The sequence below is a fragment of the Clostridium sp. K04 genome (assembly GCF_019734375.1).
GTDB classification, from domain to species: domain Bacteria; phylum Bacillota; class Clostridia; order Clostridiales; family Clostridiaceae; genus Clostridium; species Clostridium saudiense.
Map to the genome: position 1 here is coordinate 67,719 of NZ_JAASHD010000013.1, position 11,250 is coordinate 78,968.

At 25.4% G+C, this 11,250-nt stretch carries 10 protein-coding genes, 1 tRNA gene and 1 riboswitch; of the genes, 6 read left to right on the forward strand and 5 right to left on the reverse strand.

The annotated features are described in order from the left end of the window. Positions 1 to 220 precede the first annotated feature (220 nt). Positions 221 to 381, forward strand: a riboswitch (SAM riboswitch). A gap of 335 nt (positions 382 to 716) precedes the next feature. After that, on the forward strand, positions 717 to 2,468 hold the full coding sequence (locus HCG70_RS07400) for a YeiH family protein (protein WP_221697649.1): 1,752 nt from the start codon (positions 717 to 719) through the stop codon (positions 2,466 to 2,468). 24 nt (positions 2,469 to 2,492) lie between these two features. Beyond that, positions 2,493 to 2,726: a hypothetical protein gene (locus HCG70_RS07405; RefSeq protein ID WP_221697650.1), complete on the forward strand. Its 234-nt coding sequence runs from the start codon at positions 2,493 to 2,495 to the stop codon at positions 2,724 to 2,726. Positions 2,727 to 2,935: 209 nt separating this feature from the next. On the opposite strand, the gene HCG70_RS07410 is transcribed toward HCG70_RS07405, so the two are convergent. Further along, positions 2,936 to 3,193 carry a hypothetical protein gene (locus HCG70_RS07410; RefSeq protein ID WP_055276050.1) on the reverse strand — a complete coding sequence of 86 codons (258 nt, stop codon included), beginning with the start codon at positions 3,191 to 3,193 and terminating at the stop codon, positions 2,936 to 2,938. A 101-nt stretch (positions 3,194 to 3,294) separates the two neighbouring features. Here HCG70_RS07410 and HCG70_RS07415 point away from each other — a divergent pair, with 101 nt between their 5' ends. Continuing rightward, positions 3,295 to 4,293: a M28 family metallopeptidase gene (locus tag HCG70_RS07415; protein WP_195949340.1), complete on the forward strand. Its 999-nt coding sequence runs from the start codon at positions 3,295 to 3,297 to the stop codon at positions 4,291 to 4,293. Positions 4,294 to 4,463: 170 nt separating this feature from the next. Here HCG70_RS07415 and HCG70_RS07420 read toward each other — a convergent pair whose 3' ends face one another. After that, positions 4,464 to 6,143: a MutS-related protein gene (locus HCG70_RS07420; protein ID WP_154820442.1), complete on the reverse strand. Its 1,680-nt coding sequence runs from the start codon at positions 6,141 to 6,143 to the stop codon at positions 4,464 to 4,466. Positions 6,144 to 6,181: 38 nt separating this feature from the next. Next, positions 6,182 to 6,466 (reverse strand): hypothetical protein, encoded by a 285-nt coding sequence (locus HCG70_RS07425; RefSeq protein WP_207743580.1) that lies wholly within the window; start codon positions 6,464 to 6,466, stop codon positions 6,182 to 6,184. 336 nt (positions 6,467 to 6,802) lie between these two features. On the opposite strand from HCG70_RS07425, the gene HCG70_RS07430 reads away from it, so the two are divergent. The 3 genes from HCG70_RS07430 to HCG70_RS07440 all read left to right on the forward strand — a co-directional run bounded on the left by HCG70_RS07430 (position 6,803) and on the right by HCG70_RS07440 (position 9,506). After that, on the forward strand, positions 6,803 to 8,176 hold the full coding sequence (locus tag HCG70_RS07430) for an MATE family efflux transporter (protein WP_243282451.1): 1,374 nt from the start codon (positions 6,803 to 6,805) through the stop codon (positions 8,174 to 8,176). A gap of 300 nt (positions 8,177 to 8,476) precedes the next feature. Beyond that, positions 8,477 to 8,552 (forward strand) — tRNA-Met (locus HCG70_RS07435). Positions 8,553 to 8,639: 87 nt separating this feature from the next. Further along, the gene (locus HCG70_RS07440) at positions 8,640 to 9,506 is read left to right on the forward strand and encodes a hypothetical protein (RefSeq protein WP_221697651.1); all 867 of its coding nucleotides are present in this window, start codon (positions 8,640 to 8,642) and stop codon (positions 9,504 to 9,506) included. Positions 9,507 to 9,593: 87 nt separating this feature from the next. Here the strand turns inward: HCG70_RS07440 and HCG70_RS07445 are convergent, their stop codons facing one another. After that, positions 9,594 to 10,211 (reverse strand): hypothetical protein, encoded by a 618-nt coding sequence (locus tag HCG70_RS07445; protein ID WP_195952416.1) that lies wholly within the window; start codon positions 10,209 to 10,211, stop codon positions 9,594 to 9,596. A gap of 184 nt (positions 10,212 to 10,395) precedes the next feature. Next, positions 10,396 to 11,097, reverse strand: coding sequence for a ferric reductase-like transmembrane domain-containing protein (locus HCG70_RS07450; RefSeq protein WP_221697652.1), 702 nt, complete (start codon positions 11,095 to 11,097; stop codon positions 10,396 to 10,398). Positions 11,098 to 11,250 lie beyond the last annotated feature (153 nt).

The following is an 11,250-nucleotide window of genomic DNA, read 5'->3' on the forward strand; positions in this document are numbered from 1 at the left end:
AAATTATGGAGTATTATTTGAGTGTATCAAATAATAATATAAAATGACCAGTATATATTTTTCTTGAGGGAAATGTATACTGGTTATTTTATTAAAGTATTTAATATATAAAAATAAATAATCATAAAACATCTAAAAGAAAAAAATACAAAAAAAGTTATTGATATACATTTAAAAGAGGGTTATATTAAATAACAACAATATTAAAATTTAATAAATATTCTTATCAAGAGTGGTTGAGGGACTGGCCCTATGAAACCCAGCAACCTGTTAATAGTTAAAAGTTAGCAGTTAGAAGTTTATATAAAAACTACTAATTAAAAATTCAAAACTATCAACGTGGTGCTAATTCCTGCAGCTTTATTAGCTGAGCGATAAGAGAGTAAATTAATAGGTGATTTTGCATGCACTTGAGTTTATTCTCTGGTGCTTTTTATTTTGCAAAAAATTATACATGTATATAAATTGAATTCTTAGCTTAAGATTAGAATTCATTATCTAAGGGCATGTCTGTTGTTATATTTCATCTTAACAGGTGGAGTATTACAACGGCTAGCCATCAGGTAAGTATTTTATAGTAAAGGATGGTGAAGATTTAAAATAAACATTTAAAATTCAGTAAGAATTAATAGCGCTATTAAAATTTAAGGTATTTAAAAATTGGGGAATTAAAAAAGAATATTTAAATTTTAAGTAAATCAATAGGGGGTTATTACATGTTAACACAAAAAAGATCTAGTAAAAAATATAATATCAAAGAGTTATTAAAATTTGAGGACTATTGGGCTATTATATTAGGATTTGCAATATTACTATGTACATTATTTGTATTTTCAATAAATTATACTAAAAGTATAAAAGCAGATTTAAATAACTATAACAGTATACTTAAGGCAGAAGGGGAAAAGGCTCCATTTAAAACTATAGAATGGTATGAAGCAAATGATGAAAAAAGTTCGCTGAAATTTACTAATATACCTTTCATATCTCAAATAAGTGAACTTTTCTCTAAACCATATTCTTGGAATGATGATCTACTAAAATCTATTTATTTAAGCAAAGAAGAGGCTTCTAAATTATCAGCTGAAAATGAAGTCAAATATGAAGAAGCTGCTGCTAATGCAAGTTCTGCAAAAGAAATAGCATTAAACTCTCAAAATGCTGCTGCAGAAGCAAATTATAAAGATGAAGATTTAAATATGAAAGCTGAAGAAGATATAAATACTTGGTATGAATTAAAAGGAATTGAGGATTCAGCTAAATCTGAAAGTAGCATTAAACCATATAATTTAATACCATCATTAATAATTTTAGGTATTGTTCTTTGTATATTATTTTCAATTGGAATTCACTTTATGGGGAAATCAGTTAAGGAGTTTGCCCTTGGTTTCCCAGTAGTTTTTATAGTTGCAGTATTAGCATATATACTTGCATCTCAAGTAAATTTAAAGGCTTGGGGACTTGAGTATGTAGTATGGGCATTACTAATTGGATTTTTAGTAAGTAATACTATAGGAACTCCAAAGATTGTATTAAAAGCTGCAGAAACTGAATTTTTCATTAAAACAGGATTAGTTTTATTAGGTTCAACAGTTTTAATTAATAAGATGCTTTTAATTGGAATTCCAGGTATATTTGTTACTTGGTGTGTGACTCCAATTGTATTAATAACAACTTACTGGTTTGGACAAAAAATACTTAAGATAGAATCTAAATCTTTAAATATTACTATTTCTGCTGATATGTCAGTAAGTGGTGTATCTGCTGCAATAGCTGCTGCAAGTGCAAGTAAAGCTAAAAAAGAAGAGTTAACATTAGCTGTTGGAATATCAATTTTGTTTACTTCATTGATGATGGTAATAATGCCTTTAATAATAAAAAAGTTAGGATTAAACCCAGTATTAGCAGGGGCATGGATAGGAGGAACTGTAGACTCAACAGGTGCAGTTGTTGCTGCTGGTGAATTACTTGGACCTGTAGCTCGTGATGTTGCTTCAACTATAAAGATGATACAAAATATTTTAATAGGAGTTATGGCTTTTGGAGTTGCTACTTATTGGAGTTTAAAAGTTGAAAGAAATTCAACTAGTGAAAAGAATATTTCAGCAAAGGTATTATTTAAAGAGATTTGGACTAATTTTCCAAAGTTTGTGTTAGGTTTTCTATTTGCATCTATTTTATTTTCATTTATTTATTTTATCCTTGGTAGTGATGTTGCTAATGTGTTTATTGATAAAGGAATGGTTAAATCTATAATTAGTCCATTGCAAGGATGGTTATTTTGTTTAGCATTTGCCAGTATTGGGTTATCTACTAACTTTAGAGATTTATTTAAGTATTTTAAAGGTGGAAAACCAATTATATTATACGTTTGTGGACAGGCATTAAATATATTATTAACTTTCTTAGCTGCTTATTTAATGTTTAATGTTGTATTTACAAATATAACAGAAAAGCTTTTGAAATAGTTAAATAAATGAGGAGGTTTTATCATGATTTCAAAAGGGAAAAGTAAAGTTTTAAGATGGTGTTATTTTATAGTGGGAAGTTGTTTATTATATTTATTTGCATTTGTATTTTTACCATATGCATCTAAGGGGTTGGGATTTGAAAGTTCTCATAATAAAATTATAGAGGAAAAGATTGAAGCAGGGGCTTGGTATTATATATTTGTTGAAAAGGCTGAGCCTAGTGCTAATAATATTAATAATAAATTAAAGTATTAATTATATTGATTTGTTTTGAAATAATATTATTTCTCATTACTATAGTATAGGTAGTAGATAATATAAGTATAAAAAATAAGGGATGTCTATAATGATATGACTCACCTATAGTAGACAGTTAAAATGATAAAATTTTATATCATTTACACTGTCTACTTGATAGGGTAAGTTCAGTCTAATATATGGACATCCTTTTTAGTATCAATAATTTAAAAGTGTTTGTTATTATTCTTCAAATCTTTTATGAATTTAATAATTATATCCTGTTCTTGTGATGAATAATTATCATTTGAACCGGAATCTGCATCATGACCTTCTTCAATAGGTTTAACTAAAAACTTTATACCTAAAAAGATTGTAGTTAACATTGAAATATAGCCTAATCCATCTGGCTGTGACTGTGAAAAAAGAAATCCACTATAGCTACCAATAATAGTTCCTATAAAAGCTGTAATTGTAACTAGCATTCCATTTTTATAAACAAATTATATTAATATGGATTGATATTTACATAATATGGCTAATATAAATAGATATAATAGTTTATTTAAGGAGAACAAAGAAAAATATGATTTATAAGAAAATACTATTAGTTTTATCTGTTTCAATTATTTCATTATCACTTATAAGTTGCAATAAAAAGAATTTATCTATTGATGCTACAGAAAATTCAACCTCAATTGAAACTAATAATTTAAAAGAAGAAAATGAAGAAGTTGAAGAAACTGTATCAATAAATAAGGAAGAAGTAATCAATAAGTTATGTTCAGATAAATTTGAAGGTAGATGGATTGGAAGCGTAGGAAATGAGCTAGCTGGAGAATATATTAATGATTTATTTGGACAAATAGGATTAATTCCAATATTTAATGATAGTTATAAGGAGGAATATACACAAGAAGTATATAAAAATTCAGGATTGATTGCAGAAGATGATTATGGAGAAGTAAAGACTATTAATAATATTGTTGGAAAAATAGAAGGTAATTCTAACAATGCTATAGTAATTTCTGCACATTTTGATCATATAGGAATACAAGATGGGAAAATAATAAGGGGAGCAATTGATAATGCATCAGGGGTAGCTGTATTATTAGACTTAGCAGAAATTTTGAATAATAAATACTCAGTAAATAAGCCAGCATTTGATATAATTTTTTGTGCCTTTAATGGTGAAGAAAACGGATTAACAGGAAGTGAAAAGTTTATTGAAGATATAAATGGGAAATATGATAACTTAATAAATATTAATATTGATTCTGTTGGATATAAAAATGGAGGAAAAGTAACATTCTTAGATAAAAATACGGATACATCATTATATGAGCCAATGAAAGAAGTTATAGAGAATAATGGGTTAGAAGTAGAATTAAATACAGGTTTAAAAGGAACAGCTGATAGTGTTGAGTTTGACAGAGTAGGAATACCAGCTATATGTATAATTGATGAAAATGTAAAAGAGGTAATTCATACGGAAAATGATACACCTGAGTTAATAGATTATGATAGGTTAGATAAAGTAGTTAAATCGGTAGATGATTTTGTTAGTTCATTTACATTTAATTAATTATGGGATATGTACTTTTGAATATTAAATATTTGATATTTAATATTCAAAATACCGCATATACAAAAATAGAATATGCGATATTTTTAGTAAGTTATTGTTTAAAATTATTTTTCTATATATAAAATTAATAATAGAATTGTTAATCTCTTAAATAAGCTTAAAATAAATCAAAGTTTTGGCCACTTTTCACTTTTTATAAATGAATCATAAATATAATTTGCATCATTTAATATATTAGATTTAAAGTCCATTACTTTTAATAACTTAATTGCATTTCTTGTTGTTGATGGACCAGATTTAAGTTTATAGTCAAATAGTACATCATTATCTGTAATAACTTCTCTAAAGTGATAATTATCATATCCAGTTTCAATCATTTGTGTTAATTCAATATCATGAGTTGCAACTAAAATTCGTGCATTGGTTGTGTTAACATACTTTAGTATTGAGGCTGATGCTGATATTCTTTCAATAGTATTAGTTCCTTTTAAGATTTCATCTACAAATGCTAAAACAGGAATATTACCATTTAATGAATCTAATAACCTTTTTAAACTTTTTATCTCAGAAATAAAGTAACTATCTCCCTCAATAATATCATCTCTTATTGCCATAGATGTTACAACTTTAGAAAATCTACATTTATATTTAGAACACAATGCTGTATTTAAGCTTTGTGCCATTATACAATTTAATGCAACAGATTTAATAAAAGTAGATTTACCAGAAGCGTTTGATCCTGTAAAAATTATATTTTTATCAACAATTATTGAATTTTTTACGGGGTTATCTATAAGTGGATGATAAATATTTTCTAATTCAATAACATTATTTTCAGTAAAATCTGGATTTGTGTATTCATCTATGCTAGCCCTATAATAAGAAAGACTTAATGCAAAATCTAATTGAGCTATTAAATCATAGATTAAGAAAAGATATTCTTTATTTTCTTCCAGTATTTTAGCTATGTTTTGATATGCAATAATATCTACCATAAAAAACATCTTTATATATTCAGTAATGAGGTCTATGTCAGAAAATAAATTAACACCGCGTTTACTTAAAGCAGAGTTATATTTTTTTACTTTTTTTAATTTAGAAAATTTACTTAATGCCTTTTCTAATTCTATCCTGAACTTCTCAAAATCAGTATCTCTTATTTTTGATAATTTTTGACATAACTTAATATTATTTAATAAATATACCATTACATTAAAATTATCTTCTAAATAAGTTTTAGCACTTTGATAAAATAATATATTAGCACACAGAAAAAATACTGTTCCAATTAGGCCTATATTATTAGTGAAAAATATTAGTAAAATTGATATTGCAAGACCTAATGCCAATAAAGGATATTTATGATAACCAGATATTTTGCTAAAATTGGAATTGTAGATAAAATTAATAAATCTCTCATCTTTGATTTTACCAACCTTTAAAAGTTCTAATTTAATAGAATTTCTTAAAGAATCATTAATCATTAAATTATTTACTAATTCTTCAGTAATGTCCCATTTGTCACTATCATATGATACTTCTCTAAATTTATAATATAAATACGTTTCTCCTAATGTTGTACTAGTGTAATTAGTTCGCTTGAAAACATTATCCATATCAAGGTCATTCCAAGTTAACTCATCAATTGATTCACTAATGTTTTCATGTTTTTTACGTGTTTTATAATATTCTCTAACAAAATTCATATCAAAGTCTTCGGAAAAATTATTAGGCTTTTCTCCAAATTCATTATTTATTTTGTTCAATGTATTAATTTTTCTTTTATAATTACTGAAACATATATATGCCACTAATAATATCAATAGTAAAAGAGTTAATATTTCCACATTAGCACCTACTTTCTGAACTTCTTTCTGAGTTGATATTATATTCCAATTCCTTTACTTTGAAAAAAAGTATCTACATATATTTTACAAATCTCTTTTTCTTTCATTTGAATAAATCCTTTTATTAAACCATCATCATAAACTAATATATTTTTTAATATTTCATCTTTTCCAAAATAATTATCAATCATAGTAACTACTTGTAATTCTCCAAAAGAAAAGCCATCATCTTTAAAAATTGGCCAATAATTCACTCTATTATTAAAAACATATATTTCTGATACTCTTGATAAATCTTTTTTTGTTGCTTTTCTAATATTCATTCTTCCTATCTCCTCAATAAATTCCCATTAATTATACAATAATATAATTTTGACAACTATTTAATAGAATATTAACATAAAATAGAAAATAACTCCATTATTTGTTTTAAATAGTAAATTTTTAATTCGATGTAGAAAAATTAAAAGTATGAGATATGAGGAATATGCTTTATAATTTTATATTTGGTATAATGATTATTAGTTGGTAAAATCAAGGATAATGAAAAATGATTAAATCATCAAAAAACTTAATATTATATTTATTTGTTTATAAACAAACTGTGTTTTACAAATAATATATAAAAGCAAAAGAATATGAAAGCGAGGGAAAATAAAATGAAGAATAATTTAGGTACACAGCCAATAAATAAATTATTAAGAAATTTTGCAATTCCAAGTATAATAGCAATGCTTGTAAGTGCATTATACAATATAGTAGATCAATTTTTTATTGGAAGAAGTGTTGGAGAATTAGGGAATGCTGCAACTAACATAACATTTCCACTTACAACCTCATGTATTGCTTTAGCTTTATTATTAGGAATTGGAGCAGCATCAGCTTTTAATTTGACATTAGGTGAAGGAAAAAAGGAAAAGGCATTATATTATATAGGAAATTCTGCATTATTACTTTTTCTTTCAGGGATAGTTTTATGTATTATAATTCAGATATTTTTGGAACCTATGCTTAGATTTTTTGGATCACCTGATAATGTATTAGTTTATGCTAGGAATTATACAAGGGTAACTGCAATAGGTTTTCCATTTTTAATATTTTCTACAGGTGGGGGACATTTAATTAGAGCAGATGGTAGTCCTAAATATAGCATGTTATGTAATTTATCTGGAGCCATAATTAATATAATTTTAGACCCTATATTTATATTTGGATTTAATATGGGAATGGTAGGGGCAGGATTAGCAACAATTATAGGACAAATTTTTGCTGCATTTTTAGTATTAAGATATTTATTAAAATATAAAACAGGTAAAATAGAAAAGAAGCATTTAATACCAAAGTGGAATTTTGTAAGTAAAATAATTTCATTAGGTGCAGCACCATGCTTTAATCAGCTTGCAATGATGATTGTACAAATTGTAATGAATAAGTCTTTAACATATTATGGCGCATTATCTGTATATGGAGAGTCAATACCACTTGCATGTGCAGGAATTATAACAAAGGTAAATCAAATTTATATGTCAATAGTAATTGGGCTTTCTCAAGGGTTACAGCCTATTGTAAGCTTTAACTATGGAGCTAAGCTATATGATAGAGTTAAAAAGGCATATACTACAGCTATATCTTATGGTTTAGGTGTATCAGTAGTAGCTTTTCTTGCATTTCAGTTTTTGCCAAGGCAAATAGTATCTATATTTGGTTCAGGTTCTGAAGTTTATTATACTTTTGCAGTGAAGTATTTTAGGATATTTTTATTTTTTACATTTTTAAATTGTCTGCAACCTATATCATCTAATTTCTTTACTGCTATAGGAAAACCAAAGAAGGGTATATTTCTTTCTTTAACAAGACAGATTTTATTTTTGTTACCATTAATAGTTGTATTGCCTTTATTTATTGGAATTGATGGAATAATGTATTCTGGTCCTATTGCTGACTTTATTGCAGGAACTGTATCAATATTAATGATATATGTTGAGTTTAAGAATATAGGTACTAAGAGGGTTTCTCAAAAGAAGATTGTTTAATAATATTATTTTTATGAAATAGGGTTACCTATTATAAAGGTAGTAAAAGAAATGTTTAAAGTATTTCTTTTACTACCTTCAATCTTTGATAAACATTGTATGGAAGTAAACAACTTTATTTCTTGAAATAATAGATTGGAGCTCTAAATGATATTTAGTATTATCTGCTTGCATTTAAGACTCTAAGCTATCTCTTACACTTTAAAGCCATAATACAACATAATTCAACTTTGACTACAAATACTTATTAGATTATACTAAGGATACAAGTTAAGCAAGAGAGCTTATAAAACATAATATCGCGGGGTGGAGCAGTTGGCAGCTCGTTGGGCTCATAACCCAAAGGTCGTAGGTTCAAGTCCTGCCCCCGCAACCAAAAAATAAATCTTATATTTTTATAAGATTTATTTTTTTGCATAAATTATAAATAAAATTAAATTCAACTATGTAAGGAGATTAAGCTGTGAGAATAATACTAGAAAATAATCTATGTGAAAATAGACCATATATTAACCTAAAAAAACTATCACCAAAGACATCATTAAGAGTAGGTTCAATTGATGATCTTGGATTTAAAGGTACATATATAATAAATCAACATACACAAGCATTATCTAAAGATGAAAATTATACAGCAGAATATAGAAATGGAATTGAAAAAGTAACATTTTATACAGAAGATTTAAATGAAATGTTATTAGTTGATATAAATTACTCATTTAGAAGTGGTGATAGCTCTGCTAAATTTAAAGTATATTTGATTTTAAATAATATTAAATATGCATTACCATTTAATTATTTTGAAGATATTTATAGAAATTGTATGGATATATTATCAAAAGAACTAAATGGAACTGAAGAATTGTCTTACATAAAAAAAGCCTTTGATAATTTAAAAAAGGAAGAAATACCTGTAGATATAAACCTAAACTTAAAAAGGTTAGCAGAGTTTAAGGCAAAGGTAGATTATAAGAGAAATGTTGATTATTTTGTAATTAATAATATAGCTTCATCTATTTCAAAGTATGATATAAATAATAAAACTAATAAAATTAAAGTTACTGATAAAGTAAAGGTCTTAAGACATAATTATAAGACTAGACTTTATGAATTTGTAACTCCTAATGATAATAATATTGTATCTTTAAAAGAAACAGATATTATCTGTAATTTAGGAGATGAAAATAATTTTCCAACAGTTGATATATATACTGAATATGGTCTTGGAAAGATATTAGACATTAATAATAATGTTATTCCAACTAATAACACTTTATCATTATTTGCTAATTTATTAGATTTAAAATTAGATGGTTTATTTAGAAATTAAAATAAAAATGGGGCTGTATCAGATTGAATTTATTAATTCAATCTGATACAGCCCTGTTATTTGGCGTTTATTAAGATAAATGTAAATTTATAGATTATAAGTATATGAGCCATCACTATTAATTTTATAGAAGATTCCGTTATCATCAAAAAATTGAAATAGAGATTTATTATAAATATCAATATTATCTTTATAAGATTTCAAGTTAGCATTTAAAGCGCCGGAGTTATAAGAATCAGCGGTAGAAGAGTATAAAATTATATTAATACTATCTATGGTATTATTTAATATTTGAGTAGTTGCTATTGTTAAAGTACCATATTTAGAAGTAGTATAATCATCTAAATTATTACTTTGTAAAATAGTAAGTTTATTTTGTAGACTTGTTTTATAATCAGTTGAAAAATTATTGTTATTATATTCAGTAATAATTGTATTCATAATATCGTTAGACTCATGTACTATAGATGAGATTTCAACAATAAAATCTTGAGTTTTTTTGTTATGTTTAGCGATAGTGGGATAAAAGGTAAATCCACATATTATTAAAATTATAGAACCATAAAGTAAGATTTTTTTAAGCAAGTCACTAACTGTAAATATGTCATTCTTTTTGTGTCTATTAGGATCGAAAGTAATTTTATTAGTATTAGAATCAATCATTTTTCTTTCTACATAACTATAAATGGCATCATCATTTTTCAAAATAGTTCCCCCTTATTAGTAATAACTAGCATAATATTATCATATTTATGGATATTTTTAAATAATTTGTAATATAAATATGTTAAAAAATAGAGGAAAGTAAAAAGACATACATAGTAAGATCTAATTACTTTCCTCAAAATTTATTCTTATCCGCACATAGGTTTTTTGAATTTTTCAGATTTTAAGACAGTACTGCTAGTTTCTTATTTTTAGATAAAGCTTTATTAATTCTAAGTACAGCATATGTTAAATAAACAACACTATAAACTAAAACATTTATAATATATTTAGTATTACCAGTTTTAGCTATAGGCATCATTATAAGCATTATGTGAAAATAAGTTAATCCATAAAAAGCATAAGCAAATCTTTGAAGGTTTTTCCAAGATTTGTACTTCATTTTTTTCCTTATGTTAGGGAAAGATGTAATCATAAGTGGAAGCATAATTGCAATTAACATTAAACTAAATATTGCAGCTAAAAGCATATTAAATGACATTGATTTTGGGTTAGTAAATAACGCAACAAAGTGATATCTACCAAAAATTATATTATGAGCAAGAGTAAGAATACATGCAATTATTGATAATTCAGCTCTTATAGGAAATAAAAGCTTCATAAGCTTACTACCATTTTTTAATGCACCAGTATACATAACTACTATAAATAATGATGTTGCAAAAGCACTATTTGTAAATAGTGGTAATATATAAAATCTTATAAATTCAGGGATATTAGCAATAGCACCAGTATATGAAATTGTAATTAGTATTATAGATATTATAGTAGCTAAAATATAACAAAATTTAGAGTGCTTTTTTATAAAAGCATGTCCAACTCCTATTATTAAAATAGTAAAAGATAAAGAAATTAATAAATTCATATAGTTCTCCTTTATAAAAGTATTTTTTTATTAAATTAAGTATATCTTAAGTAAAGAGTTCAATCAATAATAATTTTCAATTGATATATATTTTCAAATAAAACTTATGGAGAAATCAAATATAGAATTAAATTGAAATTTCAATATTGATAT

Bases quoted from the DNA above. Each gene is read 5' to 3' on its own strand.
- HCG70_RS07400 (WP_221697649.1), top strand. From the start codon at position 717: ATGTTAACACAAAAAAGATCTAGTAAAAAATATAATATCAAAGAGTTA.
- HCG70_RS07405 (WP_221697650.1), top strand. From the start codon at position 2,493: ATGATTTCAAAAGGGAAAAGTAAAGTTTTAAGATGGTGTTATTTTATA.
- HCG70_RS07410 (WP_055276050.1), bottom strand. From the start codon at position 3,193: ATGCTAGTTACAATTACAGCTTTTATAGGAACTATTATTGGTAGCTAT.
- HCG70_RS07415 (WP_195949340.1), top strand. From the start codon at position 3,295: ATGATTTATAAGAAAATACTATTAGTTTTATCTGTTTCAATTATTTCA.
- HCG70_RS07425 (WP_207743580.1), bottom strand. From the start codon at position 6,466: ATGAATATTAGAAAAGCAACAAAAAAAGATTTATCAAGAGTATCAGAA.
- HCG70_RS07430 (WP_243282451.1), top strand. From the start codon at position 6,803: ATGAAGAATAATTTAGGTACACAGCCAATAAATAAATTATTAAGAAAT.
- HCG70_RS07450 (WP_221697652.1), bottom strand. From the start codon at position 11,097: ATGAATTTATTAATTTCTTTATCTTTTACTATTTTAATAATAGGAGTT.